The sequence below is a fragment of the Deinococcus carri genome (genome assembly GCF_039545055.1).
In the GTDB taxonomy this organism is placed as follows: domain Bacteria; phylum Deinococcota; class Deinococci; order Deinococcales; family Deinococcaceae; genus Deinococcus; species Deinococcus carri.
Genome location: NZ_BAABRP010000016.1, coordinates 48169 through 70388, shown reverse-complemented (window position 1 = coordinate 70388; position 22220 = coordinate 48169). Strand labels below are relative to the sequence as shown.

The following is a 22220-nucleotide window of genomic DNA, read 5'->3' as shown; positions in this document are numbered from 1 at the left end:
TGCTCGACCTGCTGGAAGTGCGGCTGCTGGTGCGGCCGGACGGGGCGCTCGAACTGCTGGGGCTGCGGCCACTGGAGGCCGCGCAGCAGGCGGTTTAGGGTGCCCGGAAAACCGTGCTGCTGTCATTGGCAACCAGGATGCGGGGCCGGGCAGGCGTGCGGGCGTCGGTCATGTGGGCAGGGTAGCGCGGCCTGGCACTCCGGCACCCTCACCGCGGCGGCTGTGGCACTAGACTCTGACCTATGGAAGCGGCGCAGGACACGCGGGCACCGTGGCGGGTGGCGCTGGGGAACATCATCTTCAACGCCGATACGCCTGCCGGGCGGGTCTTCGACCTGGGCCTGATCGTCGCCATCTTCGTTAGTGTGCTGACGGTGATGCTTGACAGCGTCGCCGGCGTGCGGCTGCGGTACGGCCCGCTGCTGAACGACCTCGAACTGGTCCTCACGGCGCTGTTCACGGTGGAATACCTTCTGCGGCTGATCTCGGCACGCCAGGCCAGCCACTACGCCCGCAGTTTCTTCGGCGTGGTCGATCTGCTCTCGATCCTGCCGGGCTACCTGGCGCTGCTGCTGCCCGCCGCCCAGTTCCTGCTGATCGTGCGGGTGCTGCGCCTGCTGCGGATTTTCCGCATCTTCAAGCTGGTGCGCTTTCTCAGCGAGGCGAACATTCTCCAGCAGGCGATCCAGGCCAGCCTCGCCAAGATTACGGTCTTCGTGGCGACCGTCCTGACCCTGGTGACGATCATCGGTGCCCTGATGTACGTGATCGAGGGGCCGCAAAACGGCTTTACCAGCATTCCCACCAGCATCTACTGGGCCATCGTGACCCTGACGACCGTGGGCTACGGCGACATCGCCCCCAAGACGGGCCTGGGCAAGGGGCTGGCCTCACTTGCCATGATTCTCGGTTACGGCATCATCGCCGTGCCCACCGGCATCGTGACCGTGGGCATCGCCAACGCCCAGCGCGCCCAGGCACAGGCACAGAACATCCCCACCACCGACCTGTTCCCCAGCCGAACCTGTCCCCGCTGCGGCCTGCGCGGCCACACACCCGACGCCCGGTACTGCTCCCGCTGCGGGGAGCGGCTGCCGGAGCTGGCGGCCCCTGTTCGCCCGTGAGGGCGGCTGCCGGGCAGGAGGACAGGGCAGACATTTGCCATGCCGGGGCGGGCCGCCGTCGGTTACAGTAGGTGTACCCCATGACGCGACTGCCTTTTTTCCTTCTGCCGCGTCCGTCGGCACGCGGACCTCTGGAGTAGCCATGACCCGTCCCCTGCGCCTGCTCCTGATCGACGACAGCCTGATGGACCGCCACCTCGCGGAGGAAGTGTTTGCCGAGTACACCCACCTGTGTAGCGTCACCACCTGCGCCAGCGGCCAGGAGGCGCTCCAGGCCATGCTGAAGCCGGATGGTCCGCTGCCGGACGTGGTCCTGCTCGACATCAACATGCCGGGCATGTCGGGCTTCGAGGTGCTGACGGCCATGAAAAACCACCCCCAGCTCGCCCGTATTCCGGTGGTGATGCTGACCACCTCCAACCACGATCAGGACATCACCCAGGCCTACACGCTGAATGCCAGCTCGTACCTGATCAAGTCCGTGAACTTTCAGGACTTCGTGGCGCAGGTCGAGGGCTTTCTGGAGTTCTGGACGCGGGCGCGGTTGACCACCTGGCCCGAGACCCTCTCCTCCTGAAGCGCGGCTCCAAGCACTGGCCTAGGGCGGCGCTCCGTTACGTTGCTGCCTAAAATATGCAGCAACTCCACTTCGCGCCGCCCTCATCATGGTTTCTCCCTCCGTTCGGCTCAGAGAGGTTCGGCAATCTTTCTGAGCACCGCCCTAACCACTCCCCTCCTGCGCGTCCACGTTGCCGGTGAGCTTGCTCTCGGTGGCGAGGGCGGCGTGCTGCACCTCCTCCTCCCTGATCTCTCGCTGCTCGGTGTCGTGCTCGAAGAGTTCGCGGCGGGCGCGCAGTTTGGCCTCGGGCTGCTGGAGGTCGCCGCCCTGCCCGCGGTGGACCCGCTGGAAGAAGACCAGCGCCCCCCCCGCCAGCGCGAAGGCCCCCGCGAAATACAGCGTCTCCAGCGGCTTTTCCCAGCGGATGAAGTGTTCCAGAAAGGTCACGCCCAGAATCACGACGACCACCGACACCACTTTCTGCTCCAGGTCCGAGAGGCTCTCCACGCCCAGCGCGCTCGTCAGGTTGAGCGGCTTGATGAACAGCGAGTACAGGCCCACGCCGATGATGTAGAACACCACCGCCTTGAGCATGGTGCTGACCACCTCCAGAAACTGGACCGACAGCGAGCCGGTCTGGGTGTCGCCCCCCGCAACGAGCAGATCGCGCCAGGTCTGGTAGATGGTTTGCAGCGCCAGGATGGTGCCCTGAAGAAACAGGCTGAAGGACACCAGCAGCACGGCGACGACCGCAATCAGCACCACGAACCGGGTGCGCCCGATGGCCTCGCTGAACCACTCCCGCCTGGATTGCTCGCCCGAAGAGTGCCGACTCACGCCCCCATCTTGCCTGTCCGGACGGTACGCTGCCCCTCACATGAAGCTTACGCCGCATTCCCGTGAGTGGTACGCCCGGTTGGCCCGCGAGCTGGGCGGCTACCGGCATCCCTGGACCCGCGTGCTGGATGGCCCCGACCCCGAACTCACCTTCGATGCGCTGCTCGCCGAGCGGCTGGGGCCAGGGGTGCGGGTGCTGGAGGCCGGCTGCGGCCACGGCCCGGACGCGGCGCGGTTTGGCGCACAGACCGCGCGCTGGGTCGCCTACGACCGCCAGCCCGAACTGCTGGCACTGGCCCGCGACAACGCGCCCCATGCCGAATTCTGCCTGTGGGACGGGCGCGGCGCGGTGCCGGATGCCCTGCGGGGACCCTTCGACCTGATCGTGTCGCGGCGTGGGCCGACCGGGGTGATCGGGCACCTGCCCGCTGTCGCCGCGCCGGGCGGCCGGTTCCTGTACGTGGGGCCGACGCTGGAGGTGCCGCAGGTGCCGGAGCGCCTCGTCGCGGTGGGCTGGACTATCCACGGCGAGTGGCGCGTGTCGGTGCGGGCCTGGACACCGCGCTGGGAGGACTGGGTCACCCGCTGCGAATGGATGGGCGAGGAGGCGCGGCAGGAGGACTGGGAGACGCGGGCCACCGCCAGGGGCCTCCCCTATCAGGAGGAACGGTACGTGGTGCTGGCCGGGGCGGAATGAGCGAAGGGGCGGCAGGCACACGGCCCCCGCCCCTTCCAGACTCCTGTTTTATTCCACCGTCACACTCTTGGCGAGGTTGCGCGGCTTGTCCACGTCCTTGCCCAGCGCGGTCGCGGTGAAGTAGGCCAGCAGTTGCATGGCGACAGCGTTCACCACCGGGCTGACCATCTCGTGCGCGCGGGGCACGTACAGCACGTCGTCGGCGTGGCGGGCGTTCTCGCTGTCGCCGTCGCTGAGCAGCAGGATCACCTTGCCGCTGCGGGCGCGGACCTCCTGCACGTTGCTGATGGTCTTTTCCAGCAGGCGGCTCTCGGTGGCGACCACCACGACGGGCAGCTGGGCGTCGATCAGGGCGATGGGGCCGTGCTTCATCTCGCCCGCCGCGTAGGCCTCGGCGTGGATGTAGCTGATTTCCTTGAGCTTGAGCGCACCCTCGTAGGCGGTGGGCGCGTTCACGCCGCGGCCCAGGAACAGGTAGTCGCGGGCGTGGGCATACTTCTCGGCCACGCGCCTGATCTGCTCGACGCGCTCGGGGGCCAGCGCCTCCTCCACCAGGCGGGGCAGCTCGCGGGCGGCGTGCAGGAGGTCCTTCGCTTCCATCTCGCTCAGCGTGCCGCGGGCGCGTCCCAGCCACAGCGCCAGCATCACGAAGGCACTGACCATCGACGTGTACGCCTTGGTGCTGGCGACCCCGATTTCCGGCCCGGCGTGGATGTAGAGCGTGTCGTCCAGTTCGCGGGTCATGGAGCTGCCCTTGGCATTGATGACGCCCAGGGTCTTCGCGCCGCCCTTCTTGGCCTCGCGCAGGGCTTCGAGCGTGTCGATCGTCTCACCGCTCTGGCTCACCACGATGGCGAGGGTGTTCTCGCTCACCAGGGGGTTGCGGTAGCGGTACTCGGAGGCCACGTCCACCTCGACCGGAACCCGCGCGAGCTGCTCGATCAGGTACTCGCCCACTAGCCCGGCGTAGTACGCGGTGCCGCAGGCGATGATGCTGATGCGCTTGAAGCTCTGCGGGTTGAGGTTGATGTCGAGGTTCACCTCGCCCGTGTCGTCGTGCAGGCGGCCGATCAGGGTGTTGGTGAGGGCCTGGGGCTGCTCGTAGATTTCCTTGAGCATGTAGGTGTCGAAGCCGCCCTTTTCGGCCGCCTCGGCATCCCACTCGATCAGGTCCACCGGCCGCTCGACCGGGTTGCCCGCGAGGTCAGTCAGGCGGTAGCCGTCGTCGTTCAGCACGGCCATGTCGCCGTCATGTAGGAAGACCATCTTGCGGGTGTAGGGCAGCAGCGCGGGCACGTCGGACGCCAGGAACATCTCGCCCTCGCCCACGCCCATCACCAGGGGGCTGACGGTCCGGGCCGCGACGATCTCGCGGTGGTCCACGTGCGTCACCACGATGCCGTAGGCCCCGCGCACCTGCCCCAGGGCGGCCCGCACCGCCTCATACAGGTCGCCCTGGTACGCCTCCTCGATCAGGTGGGCCAGCACCTCCGAGTCGGTCTCGCTCTTGAAGGTGTGGCCGCGCGCCATCAGCCCTTCCTTGAGGGACAGGTAGTTCTCGATGATCCCGTTGTGGATGATGACGATCTTGCCGTCCTCGGTGGCGTGGGGGTGGGCGTTGGTGTCGTTGGGCAGGCCGTGGGTGGCCCAGCGCGTGTGGCCGATGCCCAGCGTGCCCGCCAGAGGGCTACGCTCCAGCTCTCCGCTGAGGTTGGCGAGCTTCCCGGCCTTTTTGCGCACCGCGATGCAGGCCCCGTCGCCCACCGCGACCCCCGCGCTGTCGTAGCCGCGATATTCCAGCTTGGCAAGGCCCGAGATCAGAACGTCCTGCGCCTGCCGGGTGCCGATATAACCGACGATTCCGCACATAAAAGCCTCCTGGTGCGCCGCAGGCGCACCCGAGCGGAGCGAGTGGGAGAAAGTTGGTTCAGGCGGAAGTTTGGAGGGTTCCTCGTACTGGAAACCGGAAAACTGGAGCCTGGACCAACCCGCTTGCTCCTGACCCGCACCCGGCGCAGGGCCAGGGCGGGCGGTGTCTGGGTTGTGTCACTGCGCGGCCTTATCTCTGCGTCGCCGCAGGAGCTTATCGCCGCGCTTCCCTCCCCGGGATTCGGAGAGTCGGGTAGGCCCGTGCCGGGGCCTGGAGGCATCCGCAGAAACTCGCTCACCTCCACCTCGTCTTCTGCCGCCCGCCGTCTGACAGGCTCGGGGGCAGACCTTGCGCTTCCCGTTTTGCGTGAACCGGACACCAACGGTTCGGGGAGCAGGATAGCACCTCTGGGAGAGTGACGTGTGCAAGATGCTCACGGAAGGCGAAGGGCAGAAGGCTGGACTCTCGCCTTCTGCCCTCTGCCCTCCCCCTTCTGCGTTTCTTACACGCCCACCGGCACCTTCTCCAGCGCCCCCAGCACATCCGCAATCAGGTCGTCCGCGTCCTCGATGCCCACCGAGAGGCGGACCAGACCGGGCGTCACACCCTGGCGGGCGAGCGTTTCCTCGTCCAGCAGCTGGTGGGTGGTGCTGGCGGGGTGGGAGGAGAGGCTTTCCACGTCGCCCAGGCTGACGGCCTGCGTGAACAGCTTCAGGTGGTCGAGGAAGGCGAAGGCGGCCTCCTGTGAGCCGAGGTCGAGGCTGACCAGGCCGCCGAAGGCACGCATCTGGCGCTGGGCGACCTCATGGCCGGGGTGGCCGGGCAGGCCGGGGTAGTGCAGTGCCCGGATGGCCGGGTGCCCTTGCAGGGCCTCGGCAAGGGCCTGGGCATTGGCGCAGTGGGCTTCCATCCTGAGCGGCAGGGTCTTGAGGCCGCGCAGCAGCAGGTACGCCTCGAAGGGACCGAGGACCGCGCCGACGTGCCGCAGCCCGTGCAGGCGCAGTTCGGCCACCAGATCGGCATTCGCGGCCACCACGCCCGCCACCACGTCGCCGTGGCCACCCAGGTACTTGGTCGCGGAGTGCATCACCAGGTCGGCCCCGAACTCCAGCGGGCGGGTCAGGTACGGCGTGGAAAAGGTGTTGTCCACCACGACGAGCGCGCCGACCGCGTGGGCCAGCTCCGAGGCGGCCCGCAGGTCCACCACCTTCAGGGTGGGATTGGTGGGCGTCTCCAGCCACACCAGCCGCGTCTGCTCGTTGACCACGCCGCGCAGCTCCTCCACGTCCCGGGCTTCATGCACGGTCACGCCGAAGCGGCCCAGGATGTCGCGCAGCAGCCCCTCGGTGCCGCCGTACAGCGGCCCCACAAAGGCCACCTCGTCGCCCGTCTTCAGGAAGGTCAGGGCGATGGCGCTGGCCGCGCCCATGCCGCTGCCAAAGGCCACGGCGTCCCCGGCCCCCTCCAGGCTGGCGACCTTTTCCTCGAAGGCGCGCACGGTGGGGTTCGAGAGGCGCGAGTAGAAGTAGCCGCTCTCCTCGCCGGCAAAGAGCCGCGCGCCGCGCTCGGCGCTGCCGTAGCCGAAGGTGGAGGTGGCGTAGATGGGCACCGCGTGTGCGCCCGTCACCGGGTCGAGGCCATGCCCGGCGTGGACGGCACGGGTGCGAAACCCGGCGGGCTGTGCATCTTGTTTAGACATCAGCCCATTCTAACGCGCAGCCGGATTGCACCGCGTTCAGGGGGCCAGGTTCGAGGGGAAGTTGGCCCTCACTCGCCGGGCAGACGGCGCACGGGCAGCCGCACCCAGCCCCGGCGCGAGAGCCAGCGCAGCGCGATCACCACGACTGACCCGCCAAGCTGGGCCTGAAAGGGCGTGAGGTGGGGGTGCAGCAGGTAGACGGCGGCGGCCCCGGCCGCGGCGGCGGTGGCGTAGAGCTGCTCGCGGCGGTACATCACCTCGGGGACCTCATTGGCGATCAGGTCGCGGATGATGCCGCCGCCCACCCCGCTGAGCATCCCCGCGAAGACCACCCCCAGCGGCCCCAGCCCGAAGTTCACGGCCCCCAGCGCCCCCGACGCCGCGAACAGCCCCAGCCCCACGGTGTCGAACACGCTCAGCGTCCGCTCGAAACGGGCCAGCCGCTCCCCGAAGGCAAAGGCCAACAGCGCGCCCAGCAGCGCGACCCACAGATATGTCTCGTCGCGCAGGAAGAGGGGCGGCGTCTGCCCCGTCAGGGTGTCGCGGATGGCCCCGCCACCCACGGCCGTCACGCAGCCCAGCACCAGCACCCCGAACAGGTCGAATCTCTTGCGCACCGCCAGCAGCGCGCCCGACATGCTGAAGGCCAGCACGCCCAGCAGGTCGAGCCAGTGCAGCCCGGCCTCCAGCGTCACCCCGGGCACCACGAAGTCATGCATTCCGGCGCACATGCTAACGCGGCCTTCCTGACAGGCCGCGCCGCGTGCTATACTCCCCGCTGTTGTCTCGCCCAGCCTTGCAGGAGCGGCGGGCAGAGCGCGCCCCGGCGACAGGGAACCCCCCCAGGGGCAAGCCCAGCAGAGCGCCGCGTGGCCCGAGGAGAGAAATCATGGCGAAGCATCCCGTCCCCAAGAAGAAGACCAGCAAGAGCAAGCGCGACATGCGCCGCAGCCACCACGCCCTGGTGGCCCCCAACCTGACCGAGTGCCCCCAGTGCCACGCCAAGAAGCTCAGCCACCACATCTGCCCGAGCTGCGGCTACTACAACGGCCGTCAGGTGCTGGCGGTCTAAAGACCGGCACCACCGGCTGTCGAAAGGCTCCCCTCGCGGGAGCTTTTTTTGGTGTTCGGGGAGGGAGCCAGCGTGGGGCGGCAGCAACGCGAAAGCTTCATGAACAAAGGGGCGGGGCCGTCCGTCACGGTTGGTCTGCTCGCGCTGGTAGTCACGACCACGGTGCTGGTCGCACAGTCGCGCCAGGGCCAGGTCGCTGAGCAACGCAGCGCCAGGCTCATCGCCGTGCTGGCGGAGCTGCGGCGTGACTTGCCCAGTGTGCACACCACCCCAGGCCTAGCTCTCCCCCCCTGCCGCGCCCGCCTCCACCTGTCCGGTCGCCCGCAGGACGACCAGCAGGGGGATAACGCGCTGGGCCGGCACCACGTAGCGGCCCCGGCCCTCCGGCACCAGCCACCCGGCGGCCTGAAGCTCGCGCAGGTGGTGGTAGAGCTTGCCTGCGCCTGCCAGTCCGGGGTGGGCCTGCAAGTCGGCGGTGGTCTGCTCCCCGTGCAGCACCGCCCGCAGCAGGGTCAGCCGCAGCGGGTGCCCCAGCGCGGCCAGCGCGGGCGCGGCGGCCTGCCAGTCGGCCTCCAACAGGTCCGGGAGCGATTCGCCTTCCTGCCAGCCGTACTGTTCGCCGGTGGGCAGCTTGACGTGCCCGGCGAACACCAGCGCGCCCGCCGGATACCGGGCGGTCAGGGTGTCCAGCGCCCAGAAATCCCCGGCGGGCGGTGGGCCACCAGGCCGCTCCTCCTCCAGCACGGCGAGGCGGTCCTCCAGCGCCCGCACCCGCGCCTCCAGCGCCGCGAGGTCAGTCATCCATCCAGTCTAGGCGCGCGGCTCTCCCTGCCGGCCCTGCCAGACGCTGGACGGAAGAACTGGCGCAGGGTCCAGAAGAGCCACGCGCCCACCACCGCTCCCAGCGGCATCCGGGGCCAGTGGATGGCCTGCGCCAGAGCGTTGTAGCCCCAGTAGACCAGGGTGAGCACCAGCGCGGCAAGGGCCACCAGGAACAGCCGCTCCGCCCAGGAGTTCATTTCCGGGATGCCTTCAGCACGTCCACCAGCCGCTGCGCCTGCTCGGGCAGGATGGCGAGGTAAAGCATGGCCGTCTCCAGGTTCTCCTGCAACGCCGCGTATTGCCCTTCAGGAATCCGGCGCAGGAAGACGCTCACCACCAGGTTCTCCCCCTTGCGTGGGCCGACTTTGGGCTGAAAGGCGAAGTTGTCGGTTAGCACGCCGCTGAGACTGCCGCCCTTGGCATAGGCCTGGGTGAAGGCCTGGGCGTTGCCGGGGTTCACCCGCATGGGCCAGCCCAGGTGCCGACGCATGACCTCCAGCTCGGTCTTGCCCAGGCCCGCGCCGGTCAGCACCCGCGCCAGCAGGCCCGCGTAGTCGTTCACGGTGCCGCGCGTATCGGTAGTGTCGGCCTGCCGGGCCTGCACGTCCAACGGGGGGGCGTTGCGGCTCAGAGCGTCGGGGTCACGCAGGGCGGGGGTCTGACTGACCCTGGCCGCCCGCGTCCAACTGTCGGCCACGCGCTGCGCAAGGGGCTGCGCGGCGTAGGTCGCACGAAGCGCCGGGTCGTCCCAGGCATTGAACAGGCCGCTGATAGGGCCGAAGTTCTCCTGCCCCGTCAGGCCCAGCGCGCGGAGGGTGTCGGGAATAGCGCCCTGGCCCAGCCGCGTGAGCAGCAGGTCGGTGGCCGCGTTGTCGCTCGTCTCGACCATGAAGCGGGCGACGGTATCCAGCGGCACCGTGCGGCGGCCGTCCTGCGCGCGGCCCTGGGCGTCGGCGGGAATCTTCAGGGCCTCCAGGCTGGCGGGGTGCGCGCCGCCGTCCAGGCCGGGCAGGTAGTACGCCTCCCACTCCGCGAGCTTCACGGGCGTCTGCGGGTCCAGCTTCCCCGCCGCGACCGCCCGCGCATAGGCCGCCAGCACCACGATCTTGCGCGTGCTGGCGAGCGGCATGGGCTGCGCAGCGTTCCAGCTCAAGACAGGTTTGGCCGGGTCCGGCGTCCCGTCCGGCCGCACCGCCGCCGTGAACACCGCGATGTCGTTCGGCTGCTGCCGCGCGAACGCCAGCAGCGGGGCCAGCGGGTCGGCACTCTGAGCACGGGCAGAGGCGGGCAGGAGGCTCAGGGCGAGCAGCAGGAGCTTTCGCATAAGTTACAGTAATTCGTAATTCTGTAGAAAGCAAGGGAGGGACGCAGTGCGCGGTCTTTTCCCGCGTCCCGCGCACTGCGTACCGCCTCCCCCTATCCCTTGTCCCCCACATGAATCGCCGCGATGCCGAAGGTCAGCAGGCGGTAGCGGGTGCGGAAGCCGGTGGCACGCATCAGTCCGGCCAGGCGCTCGGGGTCCAGAAAGGCCAGGGTGCTTTCGGGGAGGTAGGTGTAGGCTCCCGCGTTCCCACTGACCAGCGCGCCGATGCGGGGCAGCACCTGCCGGAAGTAGAAGCGGAAGAGGTGGCCGAAGGGACCGGGGCGGGGCGGCGGAAATTCCAGAATCACGAGGCGGCCCCCCGGTGCCAGCACCCGCCACATCTCGGCCAGCCCGCGCGCATAGTCCGCGAAGTTGCGGAAGCCGAAGGCGCAGGTCACGGCGTCGAAGGAGCCGTCCGGGTACGGGAGGTTCAGGGCGTCGCCCTCCTCCAGCCGCAGGGTCAGGTGCCGGGCGCGGGCCTTTTCGCGGGCGATGTCCAGCATCTCGGGCACGAAGTCGCTGCCCACCACCTCGGCCTGAGGCGCGCGGGCCTTCAGCTCCAGGGCAAAGTCCCCGGTCCCGGTCGCCACGTCCAGAATGCGCGCGGGGTGCAGGGCCAACGCCTCGCGGGCCGCCTCGCGCCGCCAGGCCCGGTCTATTCCGAGGCTCAGCACGCGGTTGAGCAGGTCGTAGCGGGGGGCGATGGAGGCGAACATCGCCTGCACCTCGCGGCCCTTGTCTTGCTTGTCTCCCACCGGGGGGCGGCTGGTCATGGGGGGACTCTAGAGCAGTGAGCTTTCAGCCGTCAGCCCTCAGCAGAACAGGCAGGAAGGTCAGGGTGTTGCTGAAAGCTGACCGCTGACGGCTGACCGCTACCCAATCACCCCCAGCGCCCGGCCCACCTGCTCGTACGCGGCGAGCGCCTGCTCCAGGTCCTCGCGGGTGTGCTCGGCGGTCACGATGTTGCGGATGCGGGCCTGCCCTTTCGGCACGGTCGGGAAGCCCAGGCCGACGGCAAAGACACCCTCGTCCAGCAGGCGGCGGCTGGCCTCGAAGGCCGTGCCCGTTTCCCCGAACAGGACGGGCGTGATGGGCGTCTGGCTGCCCATCGTGTCGAAGCCCAGGCGGGCCAGCTCGGCCTTGAAGAAGCGGGTGTTCTCCCACAGCCGCTCCATGAAGGAGGGGTCGCGCTGCACCAGCTCCAGCGCCGCCGAGAGCGCGCCCACGACGGCGGGCGGGTGGGCCGTGGAGAACAGGTAGGGCCGGGCACGGTTGATCAGCAGCTGGCGCAGGTCGTGGTGCCCCGCCGCGTAGCCGCCGACCACGCCCCAGGCCTTGCTGAGCGTGCCGACCTGAATCACGTCGTCCGAGTGCTGGAGGCCGAAGTGGTGCACCGTGCCGCGCCCGGCCTCACCCAGCACGCCCGAGCCGTGCGCGTCGTCCACGTAGGTGACGGCCCCGTACCGGCGGGCCACCTCTACCAGCCGGTCCAGTGGCGCGATGTCGCCGTCCATGCTGAACACGCCGTCGGTCACGACCAGCTTGAGGCCACCCGTGTCGTTCTCGGCCAGCACGCGGGCGAGGTCCTCGGGGTCGGCGTGTTTGAAAATCTTTTTGGTGGCCTTGGTCAGGCGCAGGCCGTCGATGATGCTGGCGTGGTTCAGCTCGTCGCTGACGACCAGGTCGCCCGGCTGGAGCAGGGTGCCCAACACGCCCTGGTTGGTGGTGAACCCGCTCCCCAGGACCAGCGCGCTCCCGGTGTGCTTGAAGTCGGCCAGTTGCTGCTCGAAGTCCTCGTGAATCCGCAGCGTGCCGGCGATGGTGCGCACGGCCCCGGCCCCCGCGCCCCACTCGCGCAGGTAGGCTGCGGCCTTCTCCTTGAGCACGGGGTGGTCGGCAAAGCCGAGATAGTTGTTGCTGGCGAGGTTGATGACGTCGCGGCCGTCCACGCGGGTGCGGGCGCGGTTGGCAGTTTCGAGCACGCGCGGGTGAATCAGCAGACCGGACTCGCGCAGGGTTGCGAGTTCCGCACCCAGACGGTCAGAGAGGGAAGTGGCCATGCGCGCAGTCTAGTGCCGCCGTGGCCCGCTCCGGCCCGGCCGCCGGGCAGTCCGATATTCTGGCAGTCCAATTTCTGACAGTCCGATTTTTGTAAGTGCGGGCTTCCTATACTTTGGGCAGGTTTCCCATGACGAATGCCGTGTACACCCTGATCGTGCGCGCCCTGTCCGGCATTGTGTCCGAACGTGCCGCTGAAACCCTGCTGCGCGCCGCTCTGCGGGAGCAGGGGCTGACCCCCGAGGGCGTGAACGCCGCAGAGATGCAGCGCGTGCTGTCCGGACCCCTGCTGGCCCGCCTGTCGGGCGTGTTGCCCCAGGCGCGCGCCCGCGCCGAGCTGCGGGCGATGTCCATGCAGCTCCAGCAGCAGTACCCCAAGGCCCCCACCCTTTTCATCACGGCCCCGCTGGCGGCCTGGGACGAGGCGGGCGGCGACACCCGCTGGCAGGACGAGCCGCAGTTCAGCGCCGACGACTTCGAATTCGACGACCCCGAGTACACCGCCGCCCCCGCGCTGCGACACTACGCCCTGGACAGTGCCAGCGGCCAGGAGGCCCTGATTCAGGACCTGGGCCGCATGCAGGGCGTGCAGGGCGTGATGGTCTGCCGCGCGAGCGGTGAGGTGCTGCGTCAGCGGGCGCTGGCGGGGGCCACCAACCTCAGCAGCGTGATTGCCGCGACCGCCCTGCTGTTCCAGAAACGCTCGCTGAACCTGATGTCGGTGGACATGGGCACCCAGACCATCTGCATGCGGCCCCTGGGGGCCTACTGCGTGGCGGTGGTGGCCGGACCGCAGGTGAACATCGGCCGCCTGCTGGCCGAACTCCAGCAGGTGCGGGGGGCCGCGTGAAGCGCCTGGGCACGCTGGCGCTGCTGGCGGGTCTGGCCGCCGGAACGGCAGGCGCGCAGGACCTGAGCGCCTACCGCACGCTGGCCTCAAGCCTGGAGGCCGCTGCCGGTCACAGCGCCACGAGCGCCGAGCAGACCCTGGCCGACCTCGACCGCGCCGAGGCTGCCTACGGCACGCTGGCCCCGACCCTCCAGAACAAGCAACTGCTGGGCGGCCTGCGGACCTCGCTGGACGGGGCACGCGCGGCGCTGGCCCGCACCCCCGCCGAGGTGCAGGCGCAGGTGCTGCTGGCGCGCGGGCTGATGCGCAAGGCGCTGTACGACCAGACGATGGGCCAGCTCGCCGGGGCACCGTCACCCGCACAGCCACCCGCGAACAGCGGGAGCGGGAGCGGGAGCAGCGCGCAGGTCCGGCTGCTCGCGCAGGAGTTCGGCCTGACGGGTGCCCCGGCGTCCGCCCTGCTGAGCGACGCCCGCGCCGGGCACCTCGAACGGGTCGCCTGGCGACTCCAGCGGGCGGCCACGCGCAAGGTGAGCGCGGCGCTGGCCGCCACCCGGCCCGAGCGCAGCCCGCAGGCCTACGTCAACCTGGCCCGCGCCACCGGCTGGTTCACGGTCGTGCAGGACGCCGGCGCGCGGAACCTGAAGGTCGAGCAGTTCAGCACGGCGCTGGGGCAGCTCACGGCGGGCGACCTCCCGGCGCTGACCACCTCGCTGCGGACCCTGCGGCAGGGCACCGCCACGCTGGCCGGCGCGCTCGCCACGCCGCCTGCCGTTCGGGCCACAGCCCGGCCCAGCGAGCCTGCACCGACCACCTCCAGCACCCCGCCGTCCACCCAGCCTGCCGTCCCCGCCACGAACACGGGACCTGCCGCGGCGACACCAGCCAGCACCACACCAGCTACCACTGCCCCGGCCAGCCCCGCAGCCGCCGCCAGCACCCCCGTTCCTTCCGAACAGGGCCGCGTGGACGCGGTGTATGCGGCGCTGGGCCGGGCGCTCACCGCTACCGGGCACGGCGACCCCGAGACGGGCCGGGCAGAGCTGGGCCGCGCCGCTGGCCTGCTGGGCAGGCTGCCCGCCCCCATCAGCACGGCCGCGGGCTACGACACCTTCCGGCAGCACCTGGCCGCCGCGCAGGAACGGCGGGGGCTGCGGCCCGGCGACGTGCAGGCGCTGCTGGCGGAGTTCGGCGGTGTGGAAGCCAGCGTCACCGGCCAGGGGCACAGCACCGTGGACGCGCTGTCGGCGGGCGTGGCGCGCACCTTCAGCGGGAGCCTGCGCGCCGTGGTGTTCCTGCTGCTGGCGCTGCTGGGGCTGGTGCCGCTGTACCTGCTGAACCTGGCCTTCGGGGGCCGCAATCCCTACTGGCGCGCGATCACCGCCGCGCTGGCGCTGCTGCTGCTGCCGGTCTTTCTGGAAGGCGTCTTCGGCTTCCTGGGCTGGGTGGGCGACCTGAGCGGCGTGGCCTTCCTGCGCGCGGCCCCCAGCCTGACCCTGTGGCAGGGCGTGTACGGGTTGCCCCTGCGCGCGCTGTTCACGGCGCTCGCCATCGGCCTGGCCTCCTACGGCTTCTGGGGCCTGTGCGTGCAGTTCGGCCTGCTGGGCCGCCAGCGCGCCGCCAGCCCCGCCGCCCAGCCCAGCCTGGACTGGGACGAGGAACTGTCATGACTTCCCTTTGCCTCTGTGACCCCTCCGCTGCCGAACCCGGAGCCGGCCTGTGACGGGCGGGCCTCCTTCCGCTGGTGCCGCCCCCGAGGCCCTGTACCGCCTGCCGGTGCGAATGCTGGGCGATCTGGTCTCGCCCCGCGCGCTGGAGCGGATTTTGCAGGACGCGGCGCAGGCCCGCGGCCTCACGCCCGAAACGCTGACCCCCGCCATGCTGGAGGAGATTCTCAAGCGCGAGGTCTTCAAGCGGCTGCAACTCAGCGTGCCCGCCGCCCTCGCCAAGCGCCGGGTGTCGGACGTGATCGCGGCGCTGCTGGAGGCCGGGCCACCCCCCGCCCCCACCCCGGACGGCGGCGAGCAGCAGCAGCTCACCGGGCTGGAGGAGGGCGCGCGGCGCTTTACCCTGTACTTCGACTGGCCCGAGACGCAGCGGCTGCGCGGCGTGCTGGGAGTGGCCCGCCAGCAGCTTCAGGCCGGGCAGGACATCACGCCGCTGCTCCGCGAGGGCCAGGACCTGATCACCCTGATGGAGCGCCGGCTGCAAGAAGGGCTGGTCGCGCAGGCGCAGGACCTGGCCGAGCTTCAGGCCGCCTTCCGGCGCGTGCAGGGCATGGGCGGCAAGGACGTGCGCCGCCTGGAGAGCCTGATCGCGCAGATCGAGGAGGCGCAGGGCCAGGGCGTGCTGCTGCCCGCCGAGGTCGAGCGGGCGCGCAACATCACCTTCACGCTGCGCAAGCTGCTGGAGTCGTCGGTGGTGCAGCCCCTGAGCAGCGGTGAAGTGCCCGTTCCCCTCGACCCGGAGGCGCAGGCGCGGGTGCTGGCGCTGGAACAGGAATACGTGACCCGGCAACTGGCCGACCTGGCGCGCGAGTTCGGGCCGGTGGTGCGCGCCCGCCCCGATCTGGAAGCCCGCATCCGCGCCGTGCGGGGCGAGCATGCCAGCGGTACGGTCAAGGCCGAGACGGTCAACGCCTGGCGCATGGAGCTGGAAAACGCCCGCGACGCCGTGCTGGCGACCCAGCGCGAGGAACTCGCGGGCATCGAGGCCCGGCTGGCCGACCTGCCCGCCAGCCCCGAACTGGAAGAGGCGCGCGTGGCGCTGGACGTGGTCCGGCTGACCCTGGCTGGGGGCGGCCTCGCCACCGACGAGTTGCGCGACCTGCACGGCACCCTTGCCGCGCTGGAGGCGACGCCGGGGGCGGCGGCCCGCCTGCTGGCCGGGCAGCGCGAACTGGCCGAGGTCGAGCGCGCGGCGCGGGATGTGCCGGGGGCCGCAGGGGACCTGGCCCCGCAGCTCGCTGCCGCCCGCGAGGCCCTGGCCCGCGGCGAGAGCGTGGACACCGAGGCCCTGTGGACCGCCCTGGAACGCCGCATGGGCGAGGCGGCCCAGCAGCGTCAGGACTTCGACGCCCGCGCCGACTCCGTCATCCGCGAGTACGACACGGTGCGGCACCTGGCGGGCGAGACCACCCAGAAACTGGGCCGCATGGCCGAGACGCTGCGCGCCCAGCGCCGCCTGGGGCCGATGTCGGCCGACGCCCGCGAACGCTACGCCCAGACCCTCACGGACGCCGAGGCCCTGCTGGCCGAGGCCCACGCCGAGTACCAGGCCGCCCAGGAGGTCACGGCCAGCTTCGGCGCGGACGCCCTCAGCGGCCTGCTGAACGTGTTCGACTTCGGGGGCGGCGCGGGCGGGGACGCGGCTGGCGGGCTGTTCGGCGCGGCGGCCCCGGCCGCCCCCCCCGCAGCATCCGACCTTCCCGACGACACCTGGCGGGTGCAGGGCAGCGAGATCACGGCGGGCCGGGCCGATCCGGCGGTGCTGGGCGTGGCCGCCCTGCTGGCCCAGGCCACGCTGCTGGGCCTCCAGACCGTGCGGCTGGAGGATGGGCGCGTGGCCTGGGCAGCCCGGCAGGACGGCGCGGGGGGCTGGCGGCTGGCGCGCGGCGCGAATGCCGCCGCCCTGGAGGACCGGGTGGGCGGCTGGCTGGCAACGGGCGAGATCCGGCGCTAGCCTGCGGGCAAGATGACCCTGCCTCTCCTCCCCGGTGAGTCCCGCCTGCTGCGCGGCCAGGACGAGCAGCGCGCGCTCGGGGCGGCGCTGGCCCGGGCCTTGCCCGCGGGCGCGGCGCTGTTCCTCGAAGGTGAGCTGGGGGCGGGCAAGACCACGCTGACGCAGGGGCTGGCCCAGGCGCTGGGCTTCGCGGACGCCGTGACCAGCCCCACCTACGCCCTGATGCACGCCTACCCCACCCCGGCGGGCCGCCTCCTGCACGTGGACGCCTACCGGGTGCGCGACGTGGCCGAGCTGTACGAGATGGACCTGGAGGAACTGATGCTGGGCAGCCGCCTGAGCGTCATTGAGTGGGGCGAGGGTCTCTATGCCGACTACCCGCACGCGCCTGTCCTGCGGCTGGAGCATGTGGCGGGCGAGCCGGAGGTGCGGCGGGTGACCCGGTTGCGCTGAACAGCCGGTCTTCCCTGGCTTATGCTGAACGCAGCCCAGGGAGGAACAGATGTTCGAGCCGAAGAACAGGAAGACCACGCAGCCGTCTCCGACATTCGCCCGACCTGCCAGCGTGGTCCGCCTCCAATCGCCCCCCGCGGTCCGGTCCCTCGCCCACGAGGCGCTGGTGCTCGGGCAGCACACCCGCCGCCTGCCCGAGCGGCAACAGCAGGTGGTCCAGCCGGTCTTCCGGGCAACCGAACTGCGCGCGGCCGAGGAGGCGCGGCTGGGAGAGCAGCGCGCCTCGCTGGAGCACCAGGCGGCGGAGCTGGCCCAGGACCTTCCGGAACAGGCGCTGGCGATGGCCCAGCAGCGGCAGCAGGACCACGCCCTGCCCGCACGGCCCCCGCGGCGACCTGCCACGCCCGCCGAATGGGTCACGGTGATGCGCTTTCAGGCCGAGCAGATCGAGAACCGCCGCCTGACGATGGCGGAGTCGGCGCAGTTCAGCTCCCTGCAACGCCAGGTGGCGCAGACTCTGGCCCGGAATTTCCGGGAAGACCGGCAGGCTCCGCAGGAACGGTACGCCCAGTACGCCGGACACCTGGTCAACCTGCAACGGCACCCTATCAGTGGCCAGGTGGCCCAGGTCGCGCTGTCGCTGATGCCGGCGGGCGAGCGCCCCAGCCTGCAACGCGCGGTGGCCGAGGCCCAGCAGCGGGAAGAGGCTGAGCAGACCCAGGACGCGGCGGCCCTGCAACTGTATGCGGTGCAGCGGCAACTGGCGGGGCTGGAGCAGGAGGCGGCGCAGCCCGTCAGCGCGCGCATCCAGGCACGCCGGGGGTCAGGCACGCCCCTCCCGGCGGCGGTCCAGCGCCAGCTTGAGGCGGGGCTGAACCATGACCTCAGTCGCGTGCGCATCCACGACGACGCCGAGGCGGACGAACTGACAAAGGGCGTGAATGCCGTGGCGTTTACCACCGGAGCCGACATCTACTTCCGGCGGGGCACCTTCAACCCGAACACCCGCAGCGGCCTGGAACTGCTGGCGCACGAGGCCACGCACGTCAAGCAGCAGGCGTTGGGGCGGGTAGGGTCGGGGGTGGACCCGGACGCGGGTCTGGAGGCGGAAGCCAGGGAACTGGGCGCGCGGCTGGCGAACCGGCCTGCCGGCCCCCGCTTCGGCACCCATGCGGGGCGTCCTGGACGCCAGCCCGGGGCACGAACTGTCCCATCGGCGGCCCGGCTGGCGGCTCTGTCCCAGACCACCCAGCGGAGTGCCCCCGCCATTCAGCGCTGGCCCAATCCCCTCAAGGTCATTCAGACCGTCAAGGACCGGGCGGTGCAAGCAGTCAGCGGGTCAGCCCAGCGGGTGAAGGAAAACGCCCAGCGGGCCGTGCAGGCCGCCATTCACCAGGCCGAGGCCGCGGCCAGACCGGCCATCCAGGCCGCGCGGCAGATCGCGGCCCAGGTCAAGGCCGACGCCGGGAGGGTCACAGCCGCAGTGCAGCAGAGGGTCCAGGGCGCAGCTCGCGGGGCCGGGACGCTGGTGACACGGGCGGCAACGGGCGTACGGCAAAGGGTCCAGGCCACCACCCGGCAGGTCAAAGCGGGGCTGAAGAACCAAGCCTCTGCCCTGGCAGCCCTCACCGCCCAGACTATTCACCGGGCCGGGCACGCCGTCTCCCAGTCTGGGGTTGCCCGCCTGGCTCGGGCGGCCTCTCACCAGGCCGCGACCTTTGATGTGCGCGGGGCGGCTGCCCAGGCGGCCGAGAAGGTGAAGGCAGCTGCCGACCACCTCCGAACCAGGGCAAGCGCCCTGGGGCAGCGGGCCAGGGCTGACACGCAGGCCCTGTACGAGCAGGCCAAAACTGGCATCAAGAAGGCGGCCGCCGCAGCCCAGCAGCAGGCCACCAGGGGATGGGGTGAACTGGTCAAGAAGGGGCGGGCCACCATGAGCAGCGTCGCTCGCACTGTCCGAGCCATCAAGAATAGCCCCAGGGTGCAAAGGGCCGCCGCTTTCCTGAAGGAGGCCGGGATTCAGGTGGCCAAGGTGGGGACGGCCATCGTCGTGGGTGGTGCCGTGATTGCCGGGGCGGCGGCCCTGACAGCGGCCACCGGCGGTCTGGCCGGTCCCGCCCTGGTCGCGGCCCTCTTCGCCTCGGGAGCGCTGGGCGGAGCCGCTGGGCAGGTCGTGGAAAACGCGCTGCGCGGCAAGAAGTGGAACAAGGACATCTCGGCCAAGAGCCTGCTGACCGACGGCGCTCTGGGCGTGGCCCTTGGCCCAGCGGCCAAACTCGTGGGCGGGCTTGCCCGGGGAGTCGCCCGCCCTGTTCTAAATGTCGGCGGAAAGGCCCTGAAGGCCCTCAGTCCCGCTGCCACCCAGGCGGCGGCATCCCTGGCTCTGGTCGCCAGAGCCAGGGGGGCCGGCGTTGCCGCGACGGTGGCCCGGCCACTCACCCGGGGGCGCAGGCTCACCCAAGTCGCCGCGGGCAGATACGTCAGGCCCGTCCTGTCAGGTGCTGGCCGGAGGCTGAGTCAGAGCGCCCTGGGACGCGGCTTCCACGCCCTCGATGCGAACGTCTCTGCCCATCTCCGCCGGCTGTCGGCATGGCCCGCGCGGGCAGGCCGGGTGGCCGGGAAGGGCTGGAAGGCCATCAAGAACACCGTGGTGGGTGGCGTAAAAGGCTTCGTGAACCGCAGCCCCGCCCTGAAGGCTCTGGGCCAACGGGCAGGTCAGGCACGGAAGTGGACGCGAGGCCAGCTTGAGGAGATGAGGGACGCGCTGGCGGTGGGTGGATTGAGGGTAAAGGCCGGAATGAGCCGGGGGTGGCAGAATCTACGCCGTCAAACCGCAGCCAGCGAACTGGAAGTACGGCGTAGCCTACAGGCCCGCGGCCTTTATGTCTCCCAGGGTTCCCTCACGGGTCGCGTCTTCGATGCCGCCGAGCGCACTCTTGCCAGCATGAAGAATTACGTCTCTCATGTCGGCCATGAGGTCGCTGAGGAGGTTCGGGGGCAGTGGCTGGGGTCGGCCGGACCGATGGGGGCCATGCGGCTGGGGCGCGAAATCGAGAACACGATTGCGGTCAATCCGGCGCTGGCAGCGGGCTGGCGTAAGGAACTCCAGCGCGCCAACCATGGCCTGGTCAGCCATGCCGCGCGCGCCATGCGGAATGAAGCAGCGGCGGCAGGCCAGACCCTTTCCAGGACTGCCGCACGCCGGGCCGCCAGCGCCCGCGTGACCAGGGAGATGGCGGAAGAATACGCGCGGCGGACAGCCAGTGGCAGGTTCATGTCCCAGGTCGTGAAAACGCACCGGCAGCTGATCCAGCCGCGCGTAACGAGCTTCGAGCCGCAGCAGAACTGGCTGGGTCAGCTCCCCCGCGTCTACGGGACGGGCGCAAAACAGATGTGGGCCGACGTGCGGGGCAAGGGCAGCGCCCTGAACGCGGCCTACCGGGGCGGGGGAGCCGCCGGGGCCGCCAGCCTGGCGGGCGGCTGGCTCAGCGAGGAAGTCTTCAAAACTTTCGTGGTCGGGACAGCCTCGGCCTATAAACAGGGCGACACGTTGTTGCCGTCCTCCGGCCAGGCCCGCGCCGGACTGGACAAGGTGAGGGGCGACGTGGGCAAGAACGCCTTTACTGCGGCGACGGGACTGATCCCGGAGATGCTGGGGGGCCGCCTGATGCCCCTCGCCCCGTTCGACCGCGAAGTGAAGACCCTGGCAGCCATCGCGGGATACGGTTCCACGACCGTGACCAATGAATTGGGTTATGAGCCGCCCCAGGAAGAGGCCGCCCAGACGAACAGGCGGGAAGAGGAGAAGCGATGAGCTGGTTGAAGCGCCTATGGACCCGTGAGCCGCCGGAACCGGAAGAGGTGCCGGAGGTCTACGGGAGACCGTGGGAAGTGGTACAGGCCTTCCTGCACGACCCCAAATACGCCGTCACCATCCTGGAAGAACGCGCCGGTTGGGTAAAGTTCATCTATGACGGCCTGACCGCCGAAGCTCTCGATGATCCGGAAGACGACTGGCTCCAGATTCGTTTCCGCTTACCCTTCACGGATGAACAAAAAGCCCGCACCTGGGCTGCCTATCATGGCTGGACGGATTACTGTGCCCGGTTCACCCAGTTCCACTACGATATCGATTTCGAGGAACAGGAATATCTTGCTGATGGCCTTGCTTATATTCACGGGCAGTACAACCAGGTAGAGTGTATCCGTTTGATTTTTAACAGTGCCAAGCTGTTTTATGAAAACAGCAACTGGATAGCCCTTGATAGAAAAAGCGACGTTTACGTTGGTGGGAAACGTCTTCCATCTGTTGCACTGGCACTCTGGACCTGGCTGAGTGGACCTCTCGCTCCTCCTGGTACCAAGCTCGAACACGGGGGCTACAAGGAAGAGACCTACTGGATGGGTTCGGCCCTCTGCAGCGTGATGCAGGAGCAGTGGCTCTACTATGCTCTCCTGCGCTTTGGTGCAGGGGATTACGTCAAGTACATGCAGCAGGACGAAGAGATGCAGCTTCTGCTCTTCAAGCTGCATCTCGATATTCAAAGGAAATACCCGCGCGTGCGCAACTTTGTGGCCCTTACCCAGGACCCGAAGACGAATGGGACACACGAGATGAGCATGGTCATCACCCTGTCACACGGCACGAACGCCGTTCCCATTTTCGAATACTGCCTGAAAGAGGTCTACAACGCCCTGATCGACTACACAGAGTGGTTCCACTTTGACTTCAATCCCCAGACTGCGCCCTGGTTTGACCACAGCGTCAAGAAGCCGCAGCCCGGCATTCAGCCCACTCACAAGGAGACCCCATGACCCCCACCGTCAAGTTCGGCCAGCAGGTGAGCCAGCGCCCCGATTTCGAGATCAACGACCTGCGCTTCGCGTCCGTGCCCCTCTCGCTGGCCGAGGAGCGGCGGCTGGCCGAGGCGGGGAGTGCCCAGGATGAGGAAGACCTGATCGGCGGGCTGCTGGAGACGCTGGCCGCGATTCTGAACCCGCGGGCCAGGGGGGAGGAGGTGGACGCCGACTGGCTACTGCAAAACCTGACGCCCGGCGACCTGGAGGGCATTGTGGAGTATCTGCGGGGCGAGGCCGAACCGGAGACCGCCAGCCAGAGCTGAACCGGTCCGGTA

At 69.8% G+C, this 22220-nt stretch carries 20 protein-coding genes; 11 read left to right on the top strand and 9 right to left on the bottom strand.

What is annotated here, in order from left to right; all coding sequences use genetic code 11:
- Window positions 1–242 precede the first annotated feature (242 nt).
- On the top strand, window positions 243–1124 hold the full coding sequence (locus ABEA67_RS15720) for an ion transporter (protein ID WP_345466963.1): 882 nt from the start codon (window positions 243–245) through the stop codon (window positions 1122–1124).
- Between the two features lie 142 nt (window positions 1125–1266).
- On the top strand, window positions 1267–1701 hold the full coding sequence (locus ABEA67_RS15715; protein WP_345466961.1) for a response regulator: 435 nt from the start codon (window positions 1267–1269) through the stop codon (window positions 1699–1701).
- Window positions 1702–1845: 144 nt separating this feature from the next.
- On the opposite strand, the gene ABEA67_RS15710 is transcribed toward ABEA67_RS15715, so the two are convergent.
- Window positions 1846–2520, bottom strand: coding sequence for a YqhA family protein (locus tag ABEA67_RS15710; RefSeq protein WP_345466959.1), 675 nt, complete (start codon window positions 2518–2520; stop codon window positions 1846–1848).
- Between the two features lie 40 nt (window positions 2521–2560).
- On the opposite strand from ABEA67_RS15710, the gene ABEA67_RS15705 reads away from it, so the two are divergent.
- Window positions 2561–3217 (top strand): class I SAM-dependent methyltransferase, encoded by a 657-nt coding sequence (locus ABEA67_RS15705; protein ID WP_345466957.1) that lies wholly within the window; start codon window positions 2561–2563, stop codon window positions 3215–3217.
- A 48-nt stretch (window positions 3218–3265) separates the two neighbouring features.
- Here ABEA67_RS15705 and glmS read toward each other — a convergent pair whose 3' ends face one another.
- The 3 genes from glmS to ABEA67_RS15690 form a co-directional block, all read right to left on the bottom strand.
- Window positions 3266–5086 (bottom strand): glutamine--fructose-6-phosphate transaminase (isomerizing), encoded by a 1821-nt coding sequence (gene glmS, locus ABEA67_RS15700; protein ID WP_345466954.1) that lies wholly within the window; start codon window positions 5084–5086, stop codon window positions 3266–3268.
- 503 nt (window positions 5087–5589) lie between these two features.
- Complete coding sequence (locus tag ABEA67_RS15695; protein WP_345466952.1) at window positions 5590–6786, bottom strand: trans-sulfuration enzyme family protein; 1197 nt, start codon at window positions 6784–6786, stop codon at window positions 5590–5592.
- 68 nt (window positions 6787–6854) lie between these two features.
- Window positions 6855–7505 carry a trimeric intracellular cation channel family protein gene (locus ABEA67_RS15690; RefSeq protein ID WP_345466950.1) on the bottom strand — a complete coding sequence of 217 codons (651 nt, stop codon included), beginning with the start codon at window positions 7503–7505 and terminating at the stop codon, window positions 6855–6857.
- Window positions 7506–7675: 170 nt separating this feature from the next.
- Between ABEA67_RS15690 and rpmF the strand changes: the two genes are divergently transcribed.
- On the top strand, window positions 7676–7858 hold the full coding sequence (gene rpmF / locus ABEA67_RS15685) for a 50S ribosomal protein L32 (protein WP_046843905.1): 183 nt from the start codon (window positions 7676–7678) through the stop codon (window positions 7856–7858).
- A gap of 276 nt (window positions 7859–8134) precedes the next feature.
- Here the strand turns inward: rpmF and ABEA67_RS15680 are convergent, their stop codons facing one another.
- From ABEA67_RS15680 to ABEA67_RS15660, 5 genes are all read right to left on the bottom strand, one after another.
- Window positions 8135–8659, bottom strand: a complete 525-nt coding sequence (locus tag ABEA67_RS15680) for an ArsR/SmtB family transcription factor (RefSeq protein WP_345466948.1) — start codon at window positions 8657–8659, stop codon at window positions 8135–8137.
- Window positions 8656–8877 (bottom strand): hypothetical protein, encoded by a 222-nt coding sequence (locus ABEA67_RS15675; RefSeq protein WP_345466946.1) that lies wholly within the window; start codon window positions 8875–8877, stop codon window positions 8656–8658. Before ABEA67_RS15675 ends, ABEA67_RS15680 begins: the two co-directional genes overlap by 4 nt.
- Entirely contained in the window at window positions 8874–10004 is a 1131-nt protein-coding gene (locus ABEA67_RS15670; RefSeq protein ID WP_345466943.1) for a serine hydrolase, read from the bottom strand. Before ABEA67_RS15670 ends, ABEA67_RS15675 begins: the two co-directional genes overlap by 4 nt.
- A 92-nt stretch (window positions 10005–10096) precedes the next feature.
- On the bottom strand, window positions 10097–10816 hold the full coding sequence (gene ubiE / locus ABEA67_RS15665; protein ID WP_345466941.1) for a bifunctional demethylmenaquinone methyltransferase/2-methoxy-6-polyprenyl-1,4-benzoquinol methylase UbiE: 720 nt from the start codon (window positions 10814–10816) through the stop codon (window positions 10097–10099).
- A gap of 99 nt (window positions 10817–10915) precedes the next feature.
- Window positions 10916–12103 carry a glycine C-acetyltransferase gene (locus ABEA67_RS15660; RefSeq protein ID WP_345466939.1) on the bottom strand — a complete coding sequence of 396 codons (1188 nt, stop codon included), beginning with the start codon at window positions 12101–12103 and terminating at the stop codon, window positions 10916–10918.
- A gap of 128 nt (window positions 12104–12231) precedes the next feature.
- Here ABEA67_RS15660 and ABEA67_RS15655 point away from each other — a divergent pair, with 128 nt between their 5' ends.
- From ABEA67_RS15655 to ABEA67_RS15625, 7 genes are read left to right on the top strand one after another with little or no spacing between them, the layout of a single operon-like run.
- A complete protein-coding gene (locus ABEA67_RS15655; protein WP_345466937.1) occupies window positions 12232–12951 on the top strand; it encodes a roadblock/LC7 domain-containing protein in 720 nt (239 codons plus the stop codon).
- A complete protein-coding gene (locus tag ABEA67_RS15650) occupies window positions 12948–14621 on the top strand; it encodes a hypothetical protein (RefSeq protein ID WP_345466935.1) in 1674 nt (557 codons plus the stop codon). The genes ABEA67_RS15655 and ABEA67_RS15650 overlap by 4 nt, the downstream gene beginning before the upstream one ends.
- A gap of 49 nt (window positions 14622–14670) precedes the next feature.
- Window positions 14671–16632, top strand: coding sequence for a hypothetical protein (locus ABEA67_RS15645; protein ID WP_345466933.1), 1962 nt, complete (start codon window positions 14671–14673; stop codon window positions 16630–16632).
- 12 nt (window positions 16633–16644) lie between these two features.
- Window positions 16645–17085 (top strand): tRNA (adenosine(37)-N6)-threonylcarbamoyltransferase complex ATPase subunit type 1 TsaE, encoded by a 441-nt coding sequence (tsaE, locus tag ABEA67_RS15640; protein WP_345466931.1) that lies wholly within the window; start codon window positions 16645–16647, stop codon window positions 17083–17085.
- Between the two features lie 49 nt (window positions 17086–17134).
- Window positions 17135–20899, top strand: a complete 3765-nt coding sequence (locus ABEA67_RS15635) for an eCIS core domain-containing protein (RefSeq protein WP_345466929.1) — start codon at window positions 17135–17137, stop codon at window positions 20897–20899.
- Window positions 20896–21900 carry a hypothetical protein gene (locus ABEA67_RS15630; RefSeq protein WP_345466927.1) on the top strand — a complete coding sequence of 335 codons (1005 nt, stop codon included), beginning with the start codon at window positions 20896–20898 and terminating at the stop codon, window positions 21898–21900. Before ABEA67_RS15635 ends, ABEA67_RS15630 begins: the two co-directional genes overlap by 4 nt.
- Window positions 21897–22208, top strand: coding sequence for a hypothetical protein (locus ABEA67_RS15625; RefSeq protein ID WP_345466925.1), 312 nt, complete (start codon window positions 21897–21899; stop codon window positions 22206–22208). Before ABEA67_RS15630 ends, ABEA67_RS15625 begins: the two co-directional genes overlap by 4 nt.
- Window positions 22209–22220: the final 12 nt, after the last annotated feature.

What these genes read in the sequence shown, in the direction of transcription:
- ABEA67_RS15720 (WP_345466963.1), top strand. Translation starts at nt 243, where the DNA reads ATGGAAGCGGCGCAGGACACGCGGGCACCGTGGCGGGTGGCGCTGGGG.
- ABEA67_RS15715 (WP_345466961.1), top strand. Translation starts at nt 1,267, where the DNA reads ATGACCCGTCCCCTGCGCCTGCTCCTGATCGACGACAGCCTGATGGAC.
- ABEA67_RS15705 (WP_345466957.1), top strand. Translation starts at nt 2,561, where the DNA reads ATGAAGCTTACGCCGCATTCCCGTGAGTGGTACGCCCGGTTGGCCCGC.
- glmS (WP_345466954.1), bottom strand. Translation starts at nt 5,086, where the DNA reads ATGTGCGGAATCGTCGGTTATATCGGCACCCGGCAGGCGCAGGACGTT.
- ABEA67_RS15695 (WP_345466952.1), bottom strand. Translation starts at nt 6,786, where the DNA reads ATGTCTAAACAAGATGCACAGCCCGCCGGGTTTCGCACCCGTGCCGTC.
- ABEA67_RS15690 (WP_345466950.1), bottom strand. Translation starts at nt 7,505, where the DNA reads ATGCATGACTTCGTGGTGCCCGGGGTGACGCTGGAGGCCGGGCTGCAC.
- rpmF (WP_046843905.1), top strand. Translation starts at nt 7,676, where the DNA reads ATGGCGAAGCATCCCGTCCCCAAGAAGAAGACCAGCAAGAGCAAGCGC.
- ABEA67_RS15680 (WP_345466948.1), bottom strand. Translation starts at nt 8,659, where the DNA reads ATGACTGACCTCGCGGCGCTGGAGGCGCGGGTGCGGGCGCTGGAGGAC.
- ABEA67_RS15675 (WP_345466946.1), bottom strand. Translation starts at nt 8,877, where the DNA reads ATGAACTCCTGGGCGGAGCGGCTGTTCCTGGTGGCCCTTGCCGCGCTG.
- ABEA67_RS15670 (WP_345466943.1), bottom strand. Translation starts at nt 10,004, where the DNA reads ATGCGAAAGCTCCTGCTGCTCGCCCTGAGCCTCCTGCCCGCCTCTGCC.
- ubiE (WP_345466941.1), bottom strand. Translation starts at nt 10,816, where the DNA reads ATGACCAGCCGCCCCCCGGTGGGAGACAAGCAAGACAAGGGCCGCGAG.
- ABEA67_RS15660 (WP_345466939.1), bottom strand. Translation starts at nt 12,103, where the DNA reads ATGGCCACTTCCCTCTCTGACCGTCTGGGTGCGGAACTCGCAACCCTG.
- ABEA67_RS15655 (WP_345466937.1), top strand. Translation starts at nt 12,232, where the DNA reads ATGACGAATGCCGTGTACACCCTGATCGTGCGCGCCCTGTCCGGCATT.
- tsaE (WP_345466931.1), top strand. Translation starts at nt 16,645, where the DNA reads ATGACCCTGCCTCTCCTCCCCGGTGAGTCCCGCCTGCTGCGCGGCCAG.
- ABEA67_RS15635 (WP_345466929.1), top strand. Translation starts at nt 17,135, where the DNA reads ATGTTCGAGCCGAAGAACAGGAAGACCACGCAGCCGTCTCCGACATTC.
- ABEA67_RS15630 (WP_345466927.1), top strand. Translation starts at nt 20,896, where the DNA reads ATGAGCTGGTTGAAGCGCCTATGGACCCGTGAGCCGCCGGAACCGGAA.
- ABEA67_RS15625 (WP_345466925.1), top strand. Translation starts at nt 21,897, where the DNA reads ATGACCCCCACCGTCAAGTTCGGCCAGCAGGTGAGCCAGCGCCCCGAT.